General features: G+C 36.0%; 22 protein-coding genes. 10 read left to right on the top strand and 12 right to left on the bottom strand.

Annotated features, from left to right (window positions below):
* The first annotated feature begins 9 nt into the window (after positions 1–9).
* Complete coding sequence (locus tag ACODR7_RS16710) at positions 10–357, top strand: winged helix-turn-helix transcriptional regulator (protein WP_488840767.1); 348 nt, start codon at positions 10–12, stop codon at positions 355–357.
* Here the strand turns inward: ACODR7_RS16710 and ACODR7_RS16705 are convergent.
* The 5 genes from ACODR7_RS16705 to ACODR7_RS16685 all read right to left on the bottom strand — a co-directional run bounded on the left by ACODR7_RS16705 (position 354) and on the right by ACODR7_RS16685 (position 3,407).
* A complete protein-coding gene (locus tag ACODR7_RS16705) occupies positions 354–926 on the bottom strand; it encodes an RsmD family RNA methyltransferase (protein ID WP_488840765.1) in 573 nt (190 codons plus the stop codon). The genes ACODR7_RS16710 and ACODR7_RS16705 overlap by 4 nt on opposite strands.
* Before the next feature lie 84 nt (positions 927–1,010).
* On the bottom strand, positions 1,011–1,727 hold the full coding sequence (locus ACODR7_RS16700; protein WP_488840763.1) for a DUF3822 family protein: 717 nt from the start codon (positions 1,725–1,727) through the stop codon (positions 1,011–1,013).
* Between the two features lie 18 nt (positions 1,728–1,745).
* Entirely contained in the window at positions 1,746–2,240 is a 495-nt protein-coding gene (locus ACODR7_RS16695; RefSeq protein WP_488840761.1) for a DUF8465 domain-containing protein, read from the bottom strand.
* 149 nt (positions 2,241–2,389) lie between these two features.
* Positions 2,390–2,881, bottom strand: a complete 492-nt coding sequence (locus ACODR7_RS16690; protein WP_488840759.1) for a metallophosphoesterase family protein — start codon at positions 2,879–2,881, stop codon at positions 2,390–2,392.
* Between the two features lie 58 nt (positions 2,882–2,939).
* Positions 2,940–3,407 (bottom strand): hypothetical protein, encoded by a 468-nt coding sequence (locus tag ACODR7_RS16685; protein WP_136521046.1) that lies wholly within the window; start codon positions 3,405–3,407, stop codon positions 2,940–2,942.
* Positions 3,408–3,495: 88 nt separating this feature from the next.
* Here ACODR7_RS16685 and ACODR7_RS16680 point away from each other — a divergent pair, with 88 nt between their 5' ends.
* On the top strand, positions 3,496–5,040 hold the full coding sequence (locus ACODR7_RS16680) for a serine hydrolase (protein WP_488840757.1): 1,545 nt from the start codon (positions 3,496–3,498) through the stop codon (positions 5,038–5,040).
* Positions 5,041–5,209: 169 nt separating this feature from the next.
* Here the strand turns inward: ACODR7_RS16680 and ACODR7_RS16675 are convergent, their stop codons facing one another.
* Genes ACODR7_RS16675 through ACODR7_RS16665 form a run of 3 tightly spaced genes read right to left on the bottom strand, consistent with a single transcriptional unit; the run spans position 5,210 to position 6,559 of the window.
* Entirely contained in the window at positions 5,210–5,551 is a 342-nt protein-coding gene (locus ACODR7_RS16675; protein ID WP_488840755.1) for a hypothetical protein, read from the bottom strand.
* Complete coding sequence (locus tag ACODR7_RS16670; protein WP_488840753.1) at positions 5,542–6,102, bottom strand: zinc metalloprotease; 561 nt, start codon at positions 6,100–6,102, stop codon at positions 5,542–5,544. Before ACODR7_RS16670 ends, ACODR7_RS16675 begins: the two co-directional genes overlap by 10 nt.
* Positions 6,083–6,559 carry a SixA phosphatase family protein gene (locus ACODR7_RS16665; RefSeq protein WP_062675602.1) on the bottom strand — a complete coding sequence of 159 codons (477 nt, stop codon included), beginning with the start codon at positions 6,557–6,559 and terminating at the stop codon, positions 6,083–6,085. The genes ACODR7_RS16670 and ACODR7_RS16665 overlap by 20 nt, the downstream gene beginning before the upstream one ends.
* Before the next feature lie 115 nt (positions 6,560–6,674).
* Between ACODR7_RS16665 and ruvX the strand changes: the two genes are divergently transcribed.
* From ruvX to ACODR7_RS16635, 6 genes are all read left to right on the top strand, one after another.
* Positions 6,675–7,091 carry a Holliday junction resolvase RuvX gene (gene ruvX, locus ACODR7_RS16660; RefSeq protein WP_488840751.1) on the top strand — a complete coding sequence of 139 codons (417 nt, stop codon included), beginning with the start codon at positions 6,675–6,677 and terminating at the stop codon, positions 7,089–7,091.
* Complete coding sequence (gene def, locus ACODR7_RS16655) at positions 7,088–7,660, top strand: peptide deformylase (RefSeq protein ID WP_076597177.1); 573 nt, start codon at positions 7,088–7,090, stop codon at positions 7,658–7,660. The genes ruvX and def overlap by 4 nt, the downstream gene beginning before the upstream one ends.
* Before the next feature lie 74 nt (positions 7,661–7,734).
* The gene (locus tag ACODR7_RS16650; RefSeq protein ID WP_488840749.1) at positions 7,735–8,295 is read left to right on the top strand and encodes a DUF5606 family protein; all 561 of its coding nucleotides are present in this window, start codon (positions 7,735–7,737) and stop codon (positions 8,293–8,295) included.
* Positions 8,296–8,529: 234 nt separating this feature from the next.
* Entirely contained in the window at positions 8,530–9,297 is a 768-nt protein-coding gene (gene mazG, locus ACODR7_RS16645) for a nucleoside triphosphate pyrophosphohydrolase (protein WP_488840747.1), read from the top strand.
* Between the two features lie 57 nt (positions 9,298–9,354).
* Entirely contained in the window at positions 9,355–10,230 is an 876-nt protein-coding gene (locus ACODR7_RS16640) for an SdiA-regulated domain-containing protein (protein ID WP_488840745.1), read from the top strand.
* A gap of 37 nt (positions 10,231–10,267) precedes the next feature.
* Positions 10,268–11,080 (top strand): hypothetical protein, encoded by an 813-nt coding sequence (locus ACODR7_RS16635; protein ID WP_488840743.1) that lies wholly within the window; start codon positions 10,268–10,270, stop codon positions 11,078–11,080.
* Between the two features lie 83 nt (positions 11,081–11,163).
* Here the strand turns inward: ACODR7_RS16635 and ACODR7_RS16630 are convergent, their stop codons facing one another.
* Both ACODR7_RS16630 and ACODR7_RS16625 read right to left on the bottom strand, forming a co-directional pair.
* Positions 11,164–11,886 carry a hypothetical protein gene (locus ACODR7_RS16630; protein WP_488840741.1) on the bottom strand — a complete coding sequence of 241 codons (723 nt, stop codon included), beginning with the start codon at positions 11,884–11,886 and terminating at the stop codon, positions 11,164–11,166.
* Between the two features lie 318 nt (positions 11,887–12,204).
* Positions 12,205–15,921, bottom strand: a complete 3,717-nt coding sequence (locus tag ACODR7_RS16625; protein WP_488840739.1) for a metallophosphoesterase — start codon at positions 15,919–15,921, stop codon at positions 12,205–12,207.
* 26 nt (positions 15,922–15,947) lie between these two features.
* Between ACODR7_RS16625 and ACODR7_RS16620 the strand changes: the two genes are divergently transcribed.
* Together ACODR7_RS16620 and ACODR7_RS16615 are read left to right on the top strand one after the other, a co-directional pair.
* Positions 15,948–17,123 carry a Pycsar system effector family protein gene (locus tag ACODR7_RS16620; protein WP_488840737.1) on the top strand — a complete coding sequence of 392 codons (1,176 nt, stop codon included), beginning with the start codon at positions 15,948–15,950 and terminating at the stop codon, positions 17,121–17,123.
* Between the two features lie 15 nt (positions 17,124–17,138).
* On the top strand, positions 17,139–18,062 hold the full coding sequence (locus ACODR7_RS16615) for a bestrophin family protein (RefSeq protein ID WP_488840735.1): 924 nt from the start codon (positions 17,139–17,141) through the stop codon (positions 18,060–18,062).
* A 10-nt stretch (positions 18,063–18,072) separates the two neighbouring features.
* On the opposite strand, the gene ACODR7_RS16610 is transcribed toward ACODR7_RS16615, so the two are convergent.
* Positions 18,073–20,385, bottom strand: a complete 2,313-nt coding sequence (locus tag ACODR7_RS16610) for a GAF domain-containing protein (RefSeq protein ID WP_488840734.1) — start codon at positions 20,383–20,385, stop codon at positions 18,073–18,075.
* Between the two features lie 263 nt (positions 20,386–20,648).
* On the bottom strand, positions 20,649–22,028 hold the full coding sequence (locus ACODR7_RS16605; RefSeq protein WP_110368337.1) for an NADH-quinone oxidoreductase subunit N: 1,380 nt from the start codon (positions 22,026–22,028) through the stop codon (positions 20,649–20,651).
* Between the last annotated feature and the right edge of the window lie 8 nt (positions 22,029–22,036).

Genomic DNA, 22,036 nt, shown 5'->3' with positions numbered 1-22,036 from the left:
AGTATAAAAATGTATACAATAGATAATAAATCCTATCCCTGCTGTACCAGCGTTACGATGAAATTTATAGGAGGGAAATGGAAAGCGGTAATTTTACACCACCTTATTGGCGGAGCCAAGCGGTATAACGAGATAAGAAAGTCTATTCCTACCATTACGGAAAGAACATTAAGCTTGCAGCTAAAACAGCTGGAAGAAGACGGAATTGTTGAGAGAAAAGTTTTTACGGAAAAAGCTCCTTTAGTGGTGGAATATGAATTGACAGATTTTGGAAAGACACTTCTGCCTGTTTTGGAAGCGATCACAAAATGGGGGGAAGCTGCTCCGGTAATCTCAAAAAAAATAATCAGGAATTAAAGTTCCTGATTATCTTCTTTATTCGGTTCAAAAAAACTGAAACTTACGTTTCCATATTTTCGGGTATCTGTTAAATTGGGATGGTCAAGCTTCATACGGCTTTGGTGCTCTACAATAAGAACTCCGTTTTCCTTAAGGTATTTATTGTTTAAAACCAGAGAAATCAGCTCGTAGTATTTTTTCTCTTCCATTTCGAAAGGAGCATCAGAGAAAACAATTTCAAAAGATTTTTTATTTCTGAATTTTTTAAGCCAGTCAAAGACATCCCCTCTCTGTACATTGATCTGAAGTGCCATATCCAGCTCAGAAGCAGTAGAATTGATAAATGCGGTATGCTTTGGATTCAATTCTACAGAAGTAACATTTTGACATCCTCTGGAAGCAAATTCAAAGGTAATAGAGCCAATTCCTGCAAAAAGATCAAGCACGGAAATCGACTGCATATCATATGTATTTTCCAGAATGCTGAATAAAGCCTCTTTCGCAAAATCGGTGGTAGGCCTTACTTCAAAGTTTTTTGGAGCGGCAATTTTTTTGGCTTTCCATTTGCCTGATATTATTCTGAACATATTGTTGTTAGGGTTTAGGTAATAGATTATAGGTGGCAGATAATTGTGTCAAGGATTTACTCCCTGTACCCTGCAGCCTGCAACCTAGTTAAGTATAAAATTCTTGTTGGGAATATTGTCAAAAACAATTTTCAGGTTTTTAACAAATTTCTGAAGTTCGGAAATGAATGTTTCATTTTCCGTAGTTTCTCCATAAGCATAAAAGCTGGTCTCATTAATTCCAAAACCTATTTTGCTTAATGTAAACATGATAAAGTAAAGAAAATCAACTTCTGAGTTGACATCCAGGTTATTATAAAGAATGATTTTCTTATTATCAATCGCAAAAAACTCACACTGATTATGATAAAGATTAATGTGAATTTCCTTGCCGTTTTTATTATTAATCGAACTTAGAAACTTTTCTCCGGAGAAATTAAAATGAACCGGTATGGCCAGCTCTTTTATTTTCTTATAATAGTTTTTCGGAAAAGTATAATAAAACTGAATATTGAATTTTTTGTTGATAGAAAGCATCAGCTCTTCTTTTTCTCTGTCAGTCGGAGCGTTGAAAGCGATCAGGTCAAATCCTGCCTCATGCTCAGAAAAACCTTCAGGCATCAGGGTAAAATGATTAAAAGCTGAAATCACATGGATTTCTTCATAGCGCTGTTTAATAAGAACTTCGTCCAGCTTTTGATCAATAAGATTGGCTGGTGTCTCTTCAGTAACGAAATAAGACTTTTCCTCCAGAATGTTTTTGTTTTTAACAATCTGATAGATCAATCCGTCTTTGGTAAAAAGTAAATTAAGTACGTTCATATTTCAATTCCTGCAAATTTAGTGAAATTCTACCATTACCGCACCCGATTGATGGTGAAGTATTTCCTTATTATAAAAATCAATATTAACCTGGCTTTCCAGTACGTCCCGAACCATCCTCTGCAACGTCCCGTCACCAATGCCGTGAACAATTTCCAGTCTTTTCAGGTTGTTCTTTCTGCAAAACTCAATCACTTCAATCAGTTTTTCCTTTTGTATAAATAGTCTTTCAAAACTGTCATAGTCACTCGGATTTTTTACCAAATTATGAAAATGCAGGTCTAAAACCAAATGATTTTTCTGATGTTTCTTAGAAATGATTTTTTTAGGCTCGGCTTTTCTTACGATTCTGATATTTTCATAAAGATCCGAATCTTTAGGAACCAGTTTTTCTTTGGGATATTGATGGGTAAAGCCATATTCATCTTTAAAAACGGCAATATTTCCCTTCACGGAAGTAATTACCCCGCTTAAATCCTCGTCCACTACCGAAACCTTATCGCCGATCTTCATATTTTTTTAAGACTTGTCTGAACCCAATATTTGTGCAAAGGTAGAAAGTAAAATGGATGAACACAAACTCCTTACTCCCAGTCCCCCTAAATTCTCAAACGCTCACACTCTCCAATCCTAAAACTCTCCAACCCTCTCACTCATCAAACTCATGGTCCCAGTTCAATAACTTCCAGATCCTTGATTTCCTCACCGTCTACTACAAAACGCATCATTGTTCTTACTTTATGCCATCCCTGTTTTCCACACGCGCCGGGATTCAGATGGAGAAGACTGTTTTTTTCATCATACATTGCTTTCAAAATATGAGAATGACCTGAAATAAATAATTTCGGTGCTTTTTCAGCAATTTCTTTTTTAGTGAGTGGAGCGTATTTTCCAGGATAACCCCCAATGTGAATCATCAACACTTCCAAATTTTCACAAAAGAAACGGTTGACTTCCGGAAACTCAGCCTGAATTTTGGCATTATCAATATTTCCGTAAACGCCTTTCAGAGGCTTTATTTTTTCAAGCTGTTCAATCACATCCAGACTTCCGAAATCTCCGCAATGCCATACTTCATCGGCCTGAGAAGCATATTCCAGGATCCGGTCATCTATATAAGAATGAGAATCGGAAAGAAGAAGAACTTTTGTCATGTACTGCCATTTTTAAGACTGCAAATATAAAGAAGCTTTTATCAATTCACAGGAGATCCTAATCAGTAATATTTTTTGTTTTTCTGATAGAATCCAGTTTCATTTCAATAGCTGCACTGAAAACCTTTTTTAGTTTTAGTTGATTCTCCGTAAGCTTTGAAATAACAAAAGTACCGGTCATATTGGTATTGGAAGGAAAGACCAGAGTCACTGTAGAGTCTGAAGCTTTTTTCCAGCTCCCGATATAACGGTCTGGTTTTTCACTTTTTTTAGTAACAGGTTCTTCCAAAGTATCATACCTTAAAGTAGATTTAATCAGATTCCCTGTGATTTTTCCGTTTTTCTGAAATCTGATCCCTTCTCTTCTTGCCTCAAAACCATCCTGCTTTTCATAAGTATAGATATAAGTATCCATTTTACTTAAATTCCAGGTTTGTAAAAGCAAAGGATTAGAAGTTCTGTCCTGGGCTTTAATACCACTGATAGTGAAAAGAGAGAAAATACAGATAGAAATAGGCTTTTTCATGAATACTGCTGATTTATCGTAAAGTTTTAGCACGGCTAAAATTAGCATCGCTTAATATTTAGTAAATTTGGGAAAATTAAAATAAACAATGAAACAGAAACTTTCTTTTTTCATTTTTCTTTTGACCGTAGGATTGGCCAATGCGCAGGTTGAAGAAAAAAAGCTGGATGAGCTGATCCAAAATACCCTGAAAACCTTTGACGTACCGGGAATGTCGGTTGGAATTGTAAAAGATGGAAAAGTAACCTATTCCAAAGGCTTTGGAGTTCGTTCTCTTACTACGAAACAGCCTATGGACGATAATACATTAGTGGGAATTGCTTCCAACTCCAAAGGGTTTACCTGTGTGGCATTAGCAATTCTTGCGGATGAAGGAAAACTGAACTGGGATGATAAAGTTTCAAAGTATATTCCTGAATTTCAAATGTATGATCCTTACGTTTCTCAAAATGTAACGATCAAAGATCTTATCACGCACAGAGCGGGATTAGGACTAGGGCAGGGAGATCTTATGTTTTTTCCGGAAGGGGGAAGCTTAACAGTTAATGATATTGTTCATAACGTAAGATACCTGAAGCCGGAAAATCCTTTCAGAACAACACTGGATTATAACAATATCATGTTTATTGTTGCCGGAGAAGTAATTCACAGAGTTTCCGGATTAAGCTGGGCAGAATTTATTGAACAGCGAATTATGAAACCTGTAGGAATGACTTCAAGTTTCGGAAGCTACAGCAGAGCAAAGGCTATAGCAAACAAAATTGATGCGCACGCTCCGGTAGATGGAAAAGCAATTGCTGTTCCTCACGACTGGAACGAAACTGCCAATGCAGCTGGAGGAATCATGAGTAATATCAAAGACATGACAACCTGGGCAGAATGTTTGTTGAATAACTTCACCACAAAAGATGGTAAAAAACTGGTTTCGGATAAGAATGTTCAACAGCTTTGGAGTCTGCAGATTCCGGACAGAGTAGCCGCTAAGAATCCATATGATACAAGCTTTTATGGATATGGTTTAGGTTGGTTCTTGAGCGATGTTAAAGGACACAAACAGGTACAGCATACCGGTGGATTGATCGGAACGGTTACCCAATTTACTTTAATTCCGGATATGAAACTGGGAATTGTAGTATTGACGAACCAACAGTCCGGAGCCGCTTTCAATACCATTACGAATACCGTGAAAGATTCTTATCTTGGGGTAGCAGACAGAAACTGGCTGAAAACCTACGGCGACAGAATGTCTAAAATGGAAGCTGAATTCAATAAACAGAAGAAAGATGCTTTTGTAAAATCTGAAGCCTTCAAAAAAGAAAAAGCTCTCCAGCCAAAAGCAGAACAGTTTACAGGAACCTACAATGATATATGGTTTGGTGATGTAGAAATATCACAGCAGGGAAATGCCTACAGAATTTCATGCAAAAACTCTCCAAGGTTAAAAGGAGAATTACTTCCATACTCCAACAACTCTTTTATTATCAAATGGGATGACAGAAGCTATGATGCAGATGCCTATATTATTTTCAGCTATGACGAAAACGGAAAAGCAGAATCTGCAAAATTGAAAGCGATTTCAGACGTAACAGATTTCAGTTTTGATTTTGATGATCTGGATTTGAAAAGAAAATAAAAGATACTATCACAAAACATAGTATACTTCACTACAAACGGGCTTTAGCCCGTTTTTTTATGTTTACAACGATAATGGCTTTAGCCGAACTAACCACCCCGTCAAAAAATAAATTTTTTGCCACCCCTCCGCAGGATGGGAATATGCAGCCGGTAAAATATATCTTAGTTTACTGAAGAAGGTTCAGATCTTGCTGTGCTAAGGAAAACTCAGTCTTGAGATGCTGTTCTTCAAAGAAATTTTTTAATTCAAGAAGTCTTTTTTTGTTGTCATAATGGATACTTGAATTGAGTTTTCTTTGACATAACGAGCAGGCTCTTGCCAGGTGATAATCAGTTTCCGATAATGAATTGGTTCCGTTCATCACACAGTTGGCATTCAGGCAGTGGCTGATTCCAAACATATGGCCAATTTCGTGTGAACTGATTTTTATTAATCTTAAAAGACTTTCATTAAAATTTGAATCGGTTAATTGACCGCCGGCAAATCTGTACATCGAAGTTACTCCCACACCATCCTGATAAGAAGCCAGTCCGAAAATATAATTCCATTCCGGTTTAGAAAAAGGTCTTTTTCGGTAATTCCCATCAGTACTACAGCGTCTTTTGGTTTTCTTTTGATCAGAATGCTTTCCAGTACATATCCTGCAAGTATCTGTTCATTTCCTTCCTTTGAAATTCTTCTTACATTTTCAGGAAATATTGTGTTAGGAAGAGTTGGTAGTATTTTGGTCTCCAGCTGGTAATATATTTTTAAATATTCTTTTGTAAAAACTATTTCTTTTTTCTGAAGTTTATCAAATATTCCTATAGGCTGAAGATAAATGGTGTTTTTTCCAGGTTCTGGTTTTATTTTTTTTAACTTCTGAAAATCTTCAAATGTCTGGAAATGTTCATCATGATTGTACCGCCAGCTTCCGGGGTTGGGTGAAGAGGAAAGTTTTATGTCATTCTTTGCGATAGACTCATAGTAAGCTTTGTTCTGTTTCTGACATGAGAAAAGAAGAGTAATTATTGTGACATAAAAAAATAAGGATGTAAAATTATATTTTCCCAGGCTCATAAAAGAACAGCAGTTTCTTTTTGGCACCATCAAATTCAGACCAGGATTCACAGTCTACTTCAAAACCAGCCACTCCGCAGGTGGGGAAATGAAAAATATCTTCGGAAATGGAATTGGCAAAATTGGAAATTCCATTATTGTGAGAGAAGAACGCAACTGAATTCAGGTTGTCATCCAGATCATAAATTACAGATTCGAAGCTTCTTTCCGAAGGATTATATAATTTTTCATCAGTTGAACAATTTAACTGATACGCCTGATTAAAAATTTTACAGGTATTCAGTGCACGAACCGCGGGGCTGGACACAAAATGATCAATGGAAATATTATTGTTTTTCAGGAATCTGGACATGTGCATAGCATCCTCCAGACCTTTGTCTGCCAAAGGTCTGTCAAAGTCCTCCGTTTCCTCCGGCCAGTCGCTTTTTGCATGTCTAACGAGGATGAGTTTCTTCATATAATTGTTTTTTGGAAGATTAAAATTATAAAAAAAATAATGGAATAAAACATGATTTATATAAAAAAACTGCGTTATGAATAAAATCAGTAAATTTTACTAAATTTGCAGACTTATGGGACAAATCCTTGCAATAGACTACGGAAAGGCTCGTTGTGGTATCGCTGCAACCGATGATATGCAGATTATAGCCAGTGGGCTTGATACTGTAGAGAATCGTTCTTTAATGGAATTTTTGAAAAAATATTTCAGTGAAAACAAGGTGGATGAAGTAGTGATTGGGCTTCCCATGGATTTGAAAGGGAATGTTTCAGAAGTGGAAACCGATATTTTAAAATTCATTGAAGAATTTAAAACAGAATTTTCGGATATTGCAGTTCACCGTTTAGATGAAAGATTTACTTCCAAAATGGCTTCGTTTTTTATTTCCCAAAGTGGAAAAAACAAGAAAAAGAGGCAGGAAAAAGGATTAATAGATAAAGTAAGTGCAACAATCATATTGCAGAATTTTTTAGAACAAAGATTAAGATGATATTACCTATAAGAGCTTTTGGGGATCCTGTTTTGAGAAAAGTAGGAAAAGATATAGAAAAAGACTATCCCGAATTACAGGAACTGATTGATAACATGTTCGAAACCATGTACAGCGCAAATGGCATAGGTCTTGCAGCGCCACAGATTGGTTTGGATATCCGTCTGTTTGTGATAGATGTGACACCTCTTGCAGAAGATGAGGATTATGAAGATATAAAAGATGAGTTGGCAGAGTTCAAAAAAGTATTTATCAACGCTCAGATTCTTGAAGAATCAGGTGAAGAATGGAAGTTCAATGAGGGCTGCCTTTCTATTCCGGATGTAAGGGAAGATGTGAAAAGAAAAGGAACAATCGTTATTGAATATTATGACGAAAATTTTGTGAAACATACAGAAACTTTTTCCGATATTAGAGCCCGCGTAATTCAGCATGAATATGACCACATTGAAGGAGTTCTGTTTACCGATCACCTTAGCGCTCTGAAGAAGAAACTGGTAAAAGGTAAGCTGACTAAAATCTCTCAGGGTGACGTAAACATCGGTTACAAAATGAGATTTCCAAAGTAATTAAATAAGGATTAAAACGAATAATAAAAAGCAAAAAGCCAGTGCTGATTGCAGAATTTACAAAAAATAAAATTATGCTGTTAGAAAAAATAATTTCAATTTCTGGAAAACCAGGACTTTTCAAATTAGTTTCTCAATTAAGAAACGGATTCATCATTGAAGATGTTACCAACAAGAAAAAAGTAAGCATTGGAAACTCAAGCCAGGTAAGTTTGTTGGACAATATTGCCATGTTTACATTTGAGAAAGAAGTTCCGTTATTTGAAGTATTTGAAAATATTGCTAAAAACAACGATTATAAGGAAACTATTTCTCACAAATCTTCTGAGGCAGATTTGAAAGATTTCATGTTGGCATCTCTTCCTAACTATGATACAGAAAGAGTATATGCTTCTGATATCAAGAAATTGGCTCAATGGTACAACATCCTTCATAAAGCGGGATATATCACTCCGGAAAGCTTCGTAAAAGCAGAGCCTGAAACTTTAGAAGGTGAACCTGCTGCAGAAGAAGTAAGCATTGAAAAAGATACTAAAAAAGCGGCTCCAAAAGCAGAAAAGCCTGCTGCTCCAAAAGTAAAAGCTACTTCAGCTGCAAAATCAGCTCCGAAAAGCACACACAGAAAACAAGGATAATTCATTTTTGAATTAAAAATACAAAACCTTGTACGGAATTTCCGGGCAAGGTTTTTTGTTTTTTTCAAACAAAAGATAATTGCGTGCTAGTATTCCAAACCTAACAGGTTTCGAAAACCTGTTAGGTTTACATATTGAATCTATCAGGATTCTGCACTTCGCAACTTTTACTTCCAACGTTTGTAATGATGTCCGAATATCCCTTACATTTGTATAAGATTGAATTTTCAAACAATGAATACGAAACAAGAGAAACTGGAGGCCTTCGGAAGATTACTGGATATTATGGATGACTTGCGTGAAAAATGTCCGTGGGATCAGAAACAAACGCTAGAGTCTCTTCGCCATCTTACCCTTGAGGAGACCTATGAACTCTCAGATGCTATTTTGCAGAATGATTTACAGGAAATAAAGAAAGAGCTGGGTGATGTTTTGCTTCATCTGGTTTTTTATGCTAAAATCGGTTCTGAAAAAGGAAGTTTTGATATAGCAGATGTCATCAATTCACTTAATGAAAAGCTGATCTTCCGCCATCCTCATATCTATGGTGATACTGAAGTGAAAGATGAAGAAGAAGTGAAACAGAACTGGGAAAAATTGAAACTGAAAGAAGGAAATAAGTCTATTTTAGGCGGAGTTCCGAAAAGTCTGCCTAGTTTGGTAAAAGCCTACAGAATTCAGGATAAAGTGAAAGGAATAGGTTTTGAGTTTCACGATGCAGAAGATGCATGGAAAAAGGTAGATGAAGAGATTCAGGAGTTTCATGCGGAGACTGATTTGGATAAGAAAGAACAGGAGTTGGGTGATGTATTTTTCTCTTTGATTAACTATGCAAGAATTTCAGGAATCAATCCTGATTCTGCCTTGGAAAGAACTAATCTCAAATTTATTTCAAGATTTCAAAAGATGGAAAGTCTGGCTGAGGAACAGGATCTGAAACTGGCAGATATGTCTCTGGAAGAAATGGACGTTCTCTGGGAAAAAGCAAAAAAACTTTCATAATTCCTGATTGGAACAATTAATGCTTCTTACACTCAATTAAAATAATAAAAAATAGATATGTTACGTTTTCTTATTTTACCTGCTTTGCTTTTATTAAGCTGCAATCCAAAAGCTCAGAACTCCCCAACAAAAGAGGATGAACTGAAAGTTCAGTTTTCCTTACCTAAAAAATTGAAGGAAGTTTCCGGAATTACTTTGTCGCAAGATAAGAAAACAATCTGGACGATAGAGGACAGAGGAAATAAAAATGCAATATACGGACTGAGCGATAAAGGTGATATGCTGGCAAAAATACCCGTAGAAAATGCTGAAAATACAGACTGGGAAGACATCATATCCGATTCTCAGGGGAATATTTATATCGGAGATTTTGGGAATAATGATAATAACCGACAGGATCTGGCGATCTTAAAAACAGATTTGAAAGACAGTAAACAAATTGTTACTAAAGTTGTTCAGACCACAAAATTCCATTATCAGGGACAGACTGAGTTTCCTCCAAAAAAATCAAACTTGCTGTATGACTGTGAAGCTTTTGTTGAAATGGACGGGAATTTTTACTTATTCACCAAAAACAGAAGCAAAGGTTTTGACGGGACCTTCCTTGTATTCCAGGTGCCTAATAAAGAAGGTGATTTTGAAGCAAAGCTAATAGGAACATTGAAACTTCAGGGTGGTTATAATGATGCGGCCATCACTTCAGCTACCATCAACAGTACGAAAGATAAAATTGTATTGCTGACGCATAAAAATGTTCACGTTCTTACCGGATTTACCGCTAACGATTTTAATTCTGCTAAAATTCAGAAAATTCCATTAAATCATAATTCCCAGAAGGAAGCCCTTGTTTTCTTTGATGATAAAACAGTAATGATTGCAGATGAGAAAGGGAAGAATGAAGGTGGAATGGTATATACTTTTTCTTTAAACTAAATTTTATCTTCTCTATCTTTACAAGCGATAAATAACTATGAAAAAAATTTTATATATCTTTTTGGTACTAGGTTTTTCCTCTTGTAGCAGTACTAATGATGACTCTATAACTGTAAATGAAAATCAAACCGTAGATTTACAACCTGATAAAGGATATATTTTCGAGATGGATCAACGCACAACACTGCCTGGTCCTGAAAAATACTATCAGTTTTTCTATGAAAACGGACGTTTACAGAAAATGCTTGGAAGGAACTATTTTGTAACAGCAAATATCCAGTTTTTTTATCCTGATGTAATTACTCAGTTAACTTATACAAATAATAAAATACAGGTAGATTATTTTGAATCAGAAACAACTTCCGGATATAGAACAACTTCTTATCTGATGGAAAATAACAGACCTGTTACGGCTGAAAAGTATTATAAGAATGGGACTGTTACCGAACTGGAAATGACAAGGAATTATACCTATGGATTCAATACAATAAATGTATATACTAAACGTGGTTATCAGGAACTTTTTACAACGTACTATTTTGATGGAAATAGTAATCTTTCTAAAAGTGAAACATTAGAAAAGGCAGGAGGTAAGAATAAACAGCTTACAACTACCGTGTATTCAGATTTTGACAATGCTAAAAATCCATTTAAGAAATTGTTTCTGATTAATGATGATTTTTATGAAAAGAGTTTATCAACAAATAATTTCAGGGCTAAAGAATCAGTGATTGAATATGCTGAATACCCTAATACCGGAATACCTCCGCAGCCAGGAGTATCCAAATCAAAATGGACTTATAATTATGATCAGAATGGCCAGGTACTATTGTACTTTCCATTTCCATAAAAGATAAAATAAAACCCCACAAGAGAAATATGTGGGGTTTTTAAATAGATGAATGTTATTGAAGTGATTGAAGTTTATAGTGTTTACGGAGTAAGATAAGAGATATGAATATTTCCGCTTGATAATCTGAAATCCTGGGTATAACGACAGCGTATTCTGAAGGTTTCTCCTGTATTGAAAAAATTAATGGAGGAAAGATTATGATTCAATCCTGTAGTACGCTCTCCATGACCTGTTGATATTCCTGCAAGAGTTGTAAGCGTTGGAGCTACTTTCTGGATATAAGAATTGGCGGTTCCTGCAGTTTGTCCTGATGGATTTAAATTGAGATCATACGTCACATAAGGAACAATATTGTAAAATCCTGGTTTTACTACCGTGAAAAGTCCGGTGGTAGAATTATACGTTAAATAAGCAGTATCAATCTTATTGCTTACATTGAAAACATAAGTCTGTGAATAACTTTCATGAGTATTAACCGGAGTAGAATGGGTACCTGTATAGCTTCCGCTTGCGGGACTGATGTTTGTTTTGTTTCCCACATATATTACCTTTAAGAAGTTTTCAGATTCAATCGTTTTCCATACCGGGGCATTACCCACTCCATTTGACATTAAGACCTCGCCTTTGTTGCCAGAATTACCTTTGGTTTTATCATCTCCGCCTACATTCAGGTCTTTAACTACCTGAAGTGAGCCATTGACATGTAAAGTATTTTGGGGAGTTGATGTTTCAATCCCTATTTGTGCATTTAAATGTATGAACATAAAAAATAATGCCATATACAATAGCTTTTTTTTCATCATTTGTTGATTTTTTAATTGGCACAAATATAAAATGTTTTTAAAATGTCTGTTTTTTAAGGAATTCATAAACATATTGAACTATGTCTTGTTTTTACTTATATAGCTGAAAATATTGCTCTTATTTAAAAGCCATATTTATTTTATCAGTAAAAAATGTGAGTTGAAAGTTTGAATTATTAAATTTTATTAAAATTGAATTTTTTTTCAAATACTCAGTTTGAATTAGTTTAACATATTGTTAAACAGTTATTTATGTTTTGTTTGCAATAGCAGTATTCAGTCAAGAAATTAGAATTAATTTCTTTTTAATGGCACAAATTAAAATTTCATTCCTATTCCGGCAGAAATTCTTCCGCCATCTGAACCATAGAAATAATTCAACCTTGCAGACATCATTTCCACAATACTCAGCCATACACCTGCACCAGCAGACTGATGCCATTTTCTGGAGTTCTCATTGTCATTCCATACACGGCCGATATCATATCCGATAAGAATTCCCATGTTGGCAGGAACAATATTATTTCTTACCCTTCCAAAATCCCACCGGATTTCTGAGTTATTGGTAAAATAGGATCTTCCGGAGAATCTTTCGTTTCTGAAAGCTCTCATTCCATTATTTCCTCCGATAGCAGCGGCCTGATAGAATTCAAAATTATTATTATTAATCCACATCACATTGCTGGAGTTGGCGAATACAAATTTTCCTTTTTTATCAATCCTGTGGTCAATGGCAAGTTTTCCTTTTACCGTTACGAAATTCTTATTAAAATCAGAAAGAGTTGCTTTCCAGTCTGCATTCAGCATAAATTCCAGTCCAAGAGTAGGGAAGGCTGCATTATCTGCATTTTTATAGCCAAAGGTATAATTCGCTCCTACAAACTGTTGGCTATTAAATACACCAGGTCTGACATCCGGTGACTGATTGATGAAACGGTCCGCTTTTCTCTGTACTTTATTATCTTCAAAAGTCAGTTGAAACTGGTGGCTGAGGTTCATCCAGCTCTTTTGAGAAATGGAAGGAGCGAAGTTAAACTTAGATATTCTGGCTCTGTTGTATTCTCTTTCTGTATCCTCCTTGTCATACTCACTTTCGTTCGAAAGCCCAAAAAAGTTCTGAGAGAACCTTGGAGTGGTATAAAATGCATCAAGGTTAATATCCCAGCCTGAGATTGCTTTTTTAAATACACCTTTGTACGTAAGGCTAAATCCTGCAGTTGCCGTATAAAAATTAGCTTTTAAGCTGTGTCTCTGAGTGAAAGGATCACGTATAAAATTATTCACTGTATAATTGGCCAGAACTCCTACAATCACCCCATCATCCGGGTTGTAATCCAGGTTTGGATACCCTGCAACAGAATTATATTTAGGATGTTTATAATTATAGCTGTTGATATCATAATCATCCGTAATATTCCTGGTTGCATTGCCGGTGTTATAAGTGTTTTTCTGAGATTTAAAATCATAAATCTTTACTTTTCTTCCATCTGCAACATTATAGGTATCATGATTGTATCCACCAATCAGCCGGATCGTCATTTTAGGATTTCCGCTTCCTGTTACTACATAAGTATCATCATCTTCCAATCCGTAGATCCACAATTCTTTTGTTTTCGAATCATGATAAGTCTTTTCAAAAACAAGTTCATTCTGGTCTTTGTTTTTGCCCAGCTTATACTGCTGTACAAGTACGGAATGTCCGTTTTTGGTGATGACAAACTTATCAGGATGTACCGTTCCCGCCAAAGGAACTTTTTTAAGCAGTACATCATAATACTGGGCGGCATAGGTCTGTAATTTTGTCTTTCTTATTTTCAGTTTTCTCTGGATTTCGGCAATGGTGTCATCCTGTACTTCTTTCGGAAGATTATGGAAAGCATCATCAATATCTGCATCAGTAAGATGTTCCTGAATATATTTTGCCTGGGTTTCCCATTCATTCTGGTCTGCACCTTTTAAGAAAACAAGATCCATCGGATAAGGTTCCATGGCAAGCCATTTTACACTGCTGATATCTTCTGTAAAGGTTTTCATATGGCGGATGGCAGGAACATTCATGATGATTTTAAAGGCTGCGCCGTCATATTTACTGAATGCCTGATCCCTGTCTTTAGGAATAGGTTTATAGATTATTTTATCACCCGCTTCATATTCTGCCCATTTCCACTGGTCGGAATGTCTGTCCCAGTCGCCGATAAGCATATCAAATAATCTTGCTCTGATATAAGATTCTCTGTCCACAGAATATTGATCGCTTTTGCTAAGATTTTTAAGTACATCATCCGTGGAAACGATATCTTTTGCATGGTCAAGATCAGCTAATGTTTTCGGATCGGAAGAAAACCGTTCTTCAATCATATACATTTCATCCCCGTAGTTTTCATTATATCTTCCCAAAGCCTGTTGCTTAGGAATATAATACAGTTTTGGATTACTGTGGAAAATACCCAGTTTTTCTGACATATTTCCAATCGTAAATGGAGTAAAGGGATGATTGGTGGTATAAAAATCAAGCAGGAACTTTTCAGGGAATGTATCTGCGAGTTCTTCTCCTAATGTACTTTTCTGAAAAGCCATATTGTTCAGGAAGCGGATCGCACTTTTTTTTACTCCACGCATGACAAATTCCTGTCCGTCTTTAGCTTTCAGACGCAAACTATTGGATTGGTTTCCTCCGCCTTCCCGGAAAGGAATATACCCTCCATTTAATTCAGAAAGATTAGCGGTTGGCGCTTCAATGGGAATTCCGTAATATCTTCTGTAATGATCTCCCCAAAGCCAGCGGTAAAACTTTCTTTTTTCAGTAAGCTGTACCGGGTAAATGGTTGAAGAGAATGTGGCAGGAAAAGAATTGGGAAAATTATTGATGAATACATCCGGTTTGGATATCACGGAAATATGAGTCAGTTTTTGGAGCTGAGCATCTTTAGTTGAAAAATACTCCACATCTGTGCTTTCATCTTTTCTGAAATTTAAAACTGCAAAACCACTACCTCCGTAAGAAAAGTCTGTTTGTTCTACGATGGTAGACGGATCTGTTTTTGAGCCTGCTCCACTAATGATCTGTCTTAAGTTTCCATCTTCGTGATATTGCAGATTATGGTCATGGCCAGATACGAAAATGATGTTTTCCTTATCCTGGACAATACTTTTCAGTCTGTTGGCCAGATCTGCATAATTTTGATTATTAATATCTTCAGGGCTGGCTCCTGAGGAACTTCTTAATACATTGATTACACTTGCTACTACAGGAACAGGAACTTTACTCTTTAAAGGAAAGAGATGGGACTTTGCAGAATTAAAACCTGCATGGGTTCCACTGCTGATGATAGGATGGTGTAAAGCAACAATTATTTTTTTGCCCTGATTTTTAATGATAAGATCTTTGAACTCTGTGAAAAAATCTTCACGGGTTTTGATATTACAGTTTTTGTTGATTCCCGGATAATTATCCCAGTTGGCAATCACCCATTCTGTATCGATGGCAATAAGCTTTATATCTTTAGAAATGTTGATATCATCAATAGGACAGCCGTTTTTGGGTAGGAAAGCTTTTTTATCATCAAGATATTTTTTAACCAGTCCTTCCTGGGTATTCAGTCCTTCCAATCCACTATACCAATCATGATTTCCGGGAATTACTAATGTTTTTCCTTTGAAATTTTTGGTAATGGAAAGCTGGTTTTCCAGTTTTTGCTTTGCAAGGGAGTAATCTTTGTCTGTTTCTTTGGGCATACCATTAGGATAGATATTATCACCCAGAAAGATCAGCATAGAATTACTATCCGCAGAATCCAGTTTACCTTTCAGTAAATTCAATGTTTTTTGTGCCTGAGGTTCATCTGAGTTTCCTGCATCTCCAATAAGAAAGAGTTTAAAATCATTTTCAGATTTTATTTCGGAATCTTTTACTTCAAATAAGTTTTTGCCCTTTTGTACGTTATAGGTAGCACAGGAATAAAGAGCTCCTGCGGACATTACCGTCCGAAGAACAATAGAAGTATTTTTTAGATGAGTTTTAAAGGATAAATTCATAAATTTACATTAACAAAAATTCAGGAATGAGCATTCTACACAAAGCTAAAAATTATGTTGAAATCTTATTCAAAGATAAGTTATCTTCGGTATATTTTTATCATAATTTTATCCATACTGCCTATACAGTCAATAAGGCTGAGGAAATCATGAAAAATACCTCTGTTTCTGAAGAAGATCAGGAGAAGGTACTTGTTGCATTATGGTTTCATGATACAGGGTATATAGAATGTGCCCTGAACCATGAGGAAAGGAGTGTAGAGGTGATGAAAGCCTTTTTACATGAGGAAAATTATCCTGAAGACTATATTGCAGACGTTGAAAAACTGATTCTGGCTACGAAAATACACTACGAACCTCAGAACTTACTGGAAAAAATTGTAAAGGACGCAGACTTCAGCCATTTTGCAGGCCATGATTACAGTGAAATTTCTGATGCTTTGAGAAAAGAATGGGAACTAACTAATGTAAGATGCTTTTCCAATGAAGAATGGAATGCCGGAAATCTGGATATGCTGAAAAACAAGCATACTTTTTATACAGATTATGCCAAAGAAAACTGGGAGCCTTTGAAAAAGAAAAATATCAAAAAGATCGAAAAGAAGCTGGAAAAAGAAGAAGAGAAAAAAGAAAACAAAAAGGAGGCTTCAGAGGGCAAAAAAGAAAAAGAAAAATCGGACAGAAGTGTAGATACCTTATTCAGAGTTACACTGAACAATCATACAAGATTAAGTGATATTGCGGACAGTAAAGCCAATATTCTTTTATCTGTAAACGCGATTATTATTTCGGTTTGTCTTTCTGTACTGGTTCCGAAACTGGATGCTCCTAAGAATTCACATCTGATTCTTCCAAGCTTCATATTATTGCTGTCCAGTGTACTGACGATTATATTTGCGATTCTCTCTACAAAACCGAATGTAACCAAATCAACATTTACTTCTCAGGATATTGCCAACAGAAAAGTAAACCTGCTGTTCTTTGGAAACTTTCAGCAGATGTTGTTTGACGATTATAACAATGCTATGAAAGATCTTATTAAAGACAGAGATTATATCTATGATTCTATGGTGAAGGATCTGTATTATCTTGGGAAAGTTCTTAACAGGAAATACAGGCTTTTATCCATTACCTATAAGATATTTATGGCAGGGATTATTATTTCCGTCTTATCTTTCGGGGCGGCTTTTCTGAGTCTTTAATTAAAATATACACAAATGATAGTCAGACAGCGTTCGAATTGGCTGAAAATGTTATTTATATGGAGAGGATCCGTCTTAAAGAAAATTGTTGTTCAGCTTTCCATTATCACGTTGTTCTCTTTGGCTATCTATTTTTTCAAAGGAAGAATCTTTGATTATAAAGTGCATCTTAATCCTACCATTTTTACACTGATAGGATTGGCACTTGCCATATTTATGGGCTTCTGTAATTCTGCGAGTTATGACCGATTTTGGGAAGGCAGGAAACTTTGGGGATTGCTTGTGATTGAAACAAGATCCCTGACAAGGCAGATTTTATCATTGGTAAACGATTCCTCTCCTACTGCAAAAGAAGAGAAAGAAAGTATCATTAGGCTGATCTCTGCATTTTGCTGGTCTCTGAACTTTCAGTTGAGAGATAAAACAGGGACAGAACATCTTGAGAGACTGCTTTCATTTGAACAGCTGGAACAGGTGAGGAATAAGAAATTTATTCCCAGTATTATTCTTGGATTTATTGCAGACTGGCTCAATGAGCAAAACAAAAAAGGTAATATCGATACTATTGTCATGACTTCCATGGATCATCAGCTGAATCAGTTTTCTGCTATTTCCGGAGGCTGTGAAAGGATTTATAATACTCCGCTTCCCTTTGCTTATAGTGTTTTGCTGCATCGTACCGTGTATCTGTACTGTTTCTGGCTTCCTTTCGGATTGGTAGATTCTTTGGGATGGATGATGCCTTTGATCGTTCTGCTGATCAGCTATACTTTTATTGCTCTTGATGCCATTATTCAGGAGATTGGAGAACCTTTTGGCGAAGAGGAAAATGATCTTGCCCTGAACAGTATCTGCCGTACCATTGAGTTTTCTATTTTTGAACAGGCAGGAATTCCTCAAGAGGAGTTAAAGAAACCTGATACTTATTTTGTGGATTAATGGAATATAATTACTCCTGCGGAAGTGTAAAAGACACTCTCAGTGCCAGCAATCCCGTAATTCCCTGAAGATCCTCTACTCTTAAAAATTCTATATCATTTTGTAAAACTCCTTTCTTCTGGAGTTTGGAAATATAGTCCAGGTATTCCTTCTGGTTTTCCATTCCGAAATAGACGATGGTGATTTTTCCGGGAGCAGTGATGCGTTCTGAAGAATCTTTGACATGGGCTTTATCCAGACGTTTTTTGATGATTTCGTAATAGGAATTGTAGGCGCCGTCTACATCAAAGCGTTTTTCATCCATTCTGAAACGGATGTCTATTTTTTCATTATATACAAAAATGAGTGAGGCAATATCCAGCTGTACAGGAAGGTATTTTTTGAACGACTGGAATTCAAGTTCCATTTTACAGATGGTTTTCAGCTGCCAGTATCTCAGTTTGTGAACAACTTTTGAGGTATAGTGAAGCTCAGGAGCGATGGTAGAACCAATGTACAGATTGTGTTCTACACCATCAGACTTAAATCTTTCATAATAGTGCGGGAAAATCTCCTGTGCTTTTATTTGGCTTTCGTCCAGCATATCTGCCAGTTTCCGGTTGACCAGAGTGATAGAATCATCCAGGTTTTTTCTGTGATGATAAAACAGGTCAGTAGGAGCAAAAATATGTGAAAAGTAGTCTTTGATCTTTGTCTTTATTTCTCTGGAGGTTTTTACTTCCAGTTTTCCCTGTAAAAAAGGATGAATTTCTTCCCTTAATAATCTTTGAAAACGCTGTTCCGTATCCGCTTTGATCTCATTGTTCAGTTCATTTTCAAAAACATCCAGTGCCAGCACAAATTTTTCCGAATCAGAATTAGTAAGTAGAAAAATTTCATTAAGCCACTCAATCTGCTGATTAAGGTCCTGCAGCATCAGGTTAAAACGTTTTTCTGAAGAAGAACGGATATCCGAAACCCCAAATAGCGGAGTAAGATTTTTGAAAGAAATCTGTTTTAATGTATAGATTTTTTTTCCTAGTGATGCCGTGAAGTATTTTTCAGCTTCATTTCTGAACTTCCATACCACACTGTCGTGGATGGTTGTATATTCACGTTGAATAATAGCTTCAATCTGGTAATTTTTCTCAAAGTAGAACCTGTTCAGAGAAAAGAGAACCATATCAGTGAAAAACTCCAGTTTTTTCAGTTTCAAGCCATTGAAACTTCCGGCAATAGGAGAGGTGAATTCCATGATCGCAAGGAGTTCGCCGTCTTTCATGATGGGAATTACCATGAAACTGTTGACATTATTGTCCTTTAAAATACTGAAGGAAGGAAGCAGCTTGACATTCTCGTCCAGGTTGTTTACATTGGAAACAACCACAGGCTTTGAATTGTGATTTAAATTATCAAAGGTGCTTTTACGCGTCTCTTCATCAAATGCATTGATCCAGAAATCCAGGATATGATTCGTGAGCAGGCTTTCGTAAATCGGAAGTTTATCGAGTTTCTGTTCCTTTTTGTTGAAAGTCATCAACCCGAAGTTGAGTTCAGGAACATCAAAATAGGATTTGAAAATTTCGGTCAGGTTTTCGTTGGGATTCATATTTTCCGGATCAATTTCAATCATGCTTGATTTCAGATCGGAAAGGGCTACTTCAGAAGTACAGTCTACCAGTGAAATAATAGTAAATCCTTTCAATATCCAGGATTGAGATGGAAAATATTTCTTCCAGAGTTTAAAGTCATCAAGATTTTCCAGCAGCATATCCAGAACATCATCAGATGGAATTTTGGCATCTTCTGTAGGCGTAATTTCCGTAAAATCGGAATTGACCGTAATTTTATAATGCTTCATGATTCCCTGTTTGTTGGGAATGTCATAATAAAACGGAAGCATACTTTTAATATCTTTTTTGAAATAGCTTTGAAGAATCAAACAGCAGCAGAACACATAAAATTCATTATCCGAAATATTCCTGAGTTCTATTTCGAAGTCTTTTCCGGCATCTTTCAGAATATCTTTAAACCTTTCAGTATAGTTGAAGGTAATGTTGGAAAGCGGAATACTTGCCGCTTTTATTTCGTTTCTGGTAAGGCCTGTTGGGAAAAGATCAGCAAGAAGAAGTCTGATGAGGTCTTCGTATTTTTCAAGAAGGGCAGTGTCCTGAAAGCCTTCTCTGAGCTCATTAAAATTTCTTGTACTCTCAATCAAAGACTCTGCATAATTGACTCTGTATTCCAGTCTGTCATTATACCGGATATGTTCCAGAACATCCAAATATTTTTTGAATGATATATAAACCTGAAAGGGAGAGTCTTTTTTATAGAGATTAGCCAAGAGCTGAAAAATTTAGAGTAAAGTTATGAAAAAAGGAGAATATTGATCGTGTGGAATTTTTATTTTATTGTATATAATTTGCATGTGCTTTGGGAAATTCTGCAACATATTTTATAATTCCTTATTGCTTTTTTGAAAGACAGATTATAGATTTAGTGATACATAAAAATTGTAACATTTTAGATGAGATATTCATTACTTTGTTAGGATAATAAAAAAGCACAACTGAGAAGTTGTGCTTTTTATATTTTAAAATTCAGATTTTATAATCCGAACATTCTTGCAAATAAATCCGGGAAAACTCCAAGGATAATGATCAAAGCAATAACAACTACTGCGATGATGTTGTAAGTAAGGGTCACTTTTTCTGATGATTTGAATGTTGATTCTTTAAAGAAGAACATCGCAATGATCAGTCTTAAATAATAAGCAATGGATAGGGCAGAACCTAACACAGCTACCAATACTAAGAAAGCAGCACCGTTCATAGCCTGGGAGAATAAAGCGAATTTTCCCATGAAACCAGCTGTTAACGGAACTCCTGCCATTGAAAGCATAGAGATCGTTGCTACAGTGGCTAATAAAGGTTCGGTTTTTGCCAATCCTTTGAAGGCTCCGAAAGAAGTTTCTCTCTTTAATTTCTCTACCCAGATCAGACACATGAAAACGCCTACTGTAGATAAAGAATAAGCAAATAAATAGAACGCCAGGTTATATGTAGAAAGGCTTGTCATTCCGAAGAATACCAATCCGATATATCCTGCATGGGAAACTGAAGAGTATGCCAGCATTCTTTTTGCGTTCGTCTGAGCAAGACCCATAACGTTGGCCAAAAGTAAAGTAATGATTAAGAATACTCCTAAAACATTAATCCACTCGTGAGTTACTCCCGCAAAACCAAGCGTCATCAATCTGAACAGAGCAAAGAATCCTGAGATCTTTACTACACTCGCCATGAAAGCTGTGATTAATGAAGGAGAACCTGCATATACATCAGGACTCCACATGTGGAAAGGTGCTAAAGCAACCTTAAATGCCAATGCACAAAGAATCAGTAATACTCCTAAGATGAACATTACATTTCCAGCATTTGCTACTCCAAAATCATGAATCTTGTAAAGATCAAAACTTCCTGCACTTCCGTAGATGAATGCAATACCGAACAGTAAGAAACCTGTTGCAAAGGCACCCATAAGGAAATATTTAATAGAAGCTTCGTTGGATCTCAGATCAGTTTTGTTAGCTCCCGCCATTACATATAATGGAATAGAAAGAATCTCAACTCCCAGGAACATCGTTACCAGGTTCTGGTATCCGAAAAGGATGATCCCTCCACATAATGCAAATAGCATCAATGCATATAATTCCGACTGGTGGCTTCTGTGATTGCTGAAAGCAAAACCTCCAAGGAAGAATAACAATAAAGTTGTTACGATTGATATTTTAGTGAATAATGCGGTATTGTCACTGTACTCGTACATATGCTTGTAATGGTCGAAGAACGAACATTCCGGCATAAAACTTACATACAATGCAATGATTAATCCCAAAATCCCAATGTATCTTGCGAATTTTCCTTGTTCAAAAACTCCTGAAAATAACGCAATAACTGCCGTTAGGAAAACAATAATTAAAACACTCATTTCTTAAA

Source organism: Chryseobacterium sp. FG46 (assembly GCF_057809135.1).
Note: the sequence above shows the minus strand (reverse complement) of the source record. Positions and strands in the feature narration are given on the sequence as shown.

Excerpts from the sequence above, each read along its gene's own strand:
- ACODR7_RS16710 (WP_488840767.1), top strand. The coding sequence starts at position 10 with ATGTATACAATAGATAATAAATCCTATCCCTGCTGTACCAGCGTTACG.
- ACODR7_RS16705 (WP_488840765.1), bottom strand. The coding sequence starts at position 926 with ATGTTCAGAATAATATCAGGCAAATGGAAAGCCAAAAAAATTGCCGCT.
- ACODR7_RS16700 (WP_488840763.1), bottom strand. The coding sequence starts at position 1,727 with ATGAACGTACTTAATTTACTTTTTACCAAAGACGGATTGATCTATCAG.
- ACODR7_RS16695 (WP_488840761.1), bottom strand. The coding sequence starts at position 2,240 with ATGAAGATCGGCGATAAGGTTTCGGTAGTGGACGAGGATTTAAGCGGG.
- ACODR7_RS16690 (WP_488840759.1), bottom strand. The coding sequence starts at position 2,881 with ATGACAAAAGTTCTTCTTCTTTCCGATTCTCATTCTTATATAGATGAC.
- ACODR7_RS16685 (WP_136521046.1), bottom strand. The coding sequence starts at position 3,407 with ATGAAAAAGCCTATTTCTATCTGTATTTTCTCTCTTTTCACTATCAGT.
- ACODR7_RS16680 (WP_488840757.1), top strand. The coding sequence starts at position 3,496 with ATGAAACAGAAACTTTCTTTTTTCATTTTTCTTTTGACCGTAGGATTG.
- ACODR7_RS16670 (WP_488840753.1), bottom strand. The coding sequence starts at position 6,102 with ATGAGCCTGGGAAAATATAATTTTACATCCTTATTTTTTTATGTCACA.
- ACODR7_RS16665 (WP_062675602.1), bottom strand. The coding sequence starts at position 6,559 with ATGAAGAAACTCATCCTCGTTAGACATGCAAAAAGCGACTGGCCGGAG.
- ruvX (WP_488840751.1), top strand. The coding sequence starts at position 6,675 with ATGGGACAAATCCTTGCAATAGACTACGGAAAGGCTCGTTGTGGTATC.
- def (WP_076597177.1), top strand. The coding sequence starts at position 7,088 with ATGATATTACCTATAAGAGCTTTTGGGGATCCTGTTTTGAGAAAAGTA.
- ACODR7_RS16650 (WP_488840749.1), top strand. The coding sequence starts at position 7,735 with ATGCTGTTAGAAAAAATAATTTCAATTTCTGGAAAACCAGGACTTTTC.
- mazG (WP_488840747.1), top strand. The coding sequence starts at position 8,530 with ATGAATACGAAACAAGAGAAACTGGAGGCCTTCGGAAGATTACTGGAT.
- ACODR7_RS16640 (WP_488840745.1), top strand. The coding sequence starts at position 9,355 with ATGTTACGTTTTCTTATTTTACCTGCTTTGCTTTTATTAAGCTGCAAT.
- ACODR7_RS16635 (WP_488840743.1), top strand. The coding sequence starts at position 10,268 with ATGAAAAAAATTTTATATATCTTTTTGGTACTAGGTTTTTCCTCTTGT.
- ACODR7_RS16630 (WP_488840741.1), bottom strand. The coding sequence starts at position 11,886 with ATGATGAAAAAAAAGCTATTGTATATGGCATTATTTTTTATGTTCATA.
- ACODR7_RS16625 (WP_488840739.1), bottom strand. The coding sequence starts at position 15,921 with ATGAATTTATCCTTTAAAACTCATCTAAAAAATACTTCTATTGTTCTT.
- ACODR7_RS16620 (WP_488840737.1), top strand. The coding sequence starts at position 15,948 with ATGAGCATTCTACACAAAGCTAAAAATTATGTTGAAATCTTATTCAAA.
- ACODR7_RS16615 (WP_488840735.1), top strand. The coding sequence starts at position 17,139 with ATGATAGTCAGACAGCGTTCGAATTGGCTGAAAATGTTATTTATATGG.
- ACODR7_RS16605 (WP_110368337.1), bottom strand. The coding sequence starts at position 22,028 with ATGAGTGTTTTAATTATTGTTTTCCTAACGGCAGTTATTGCGTTATTT.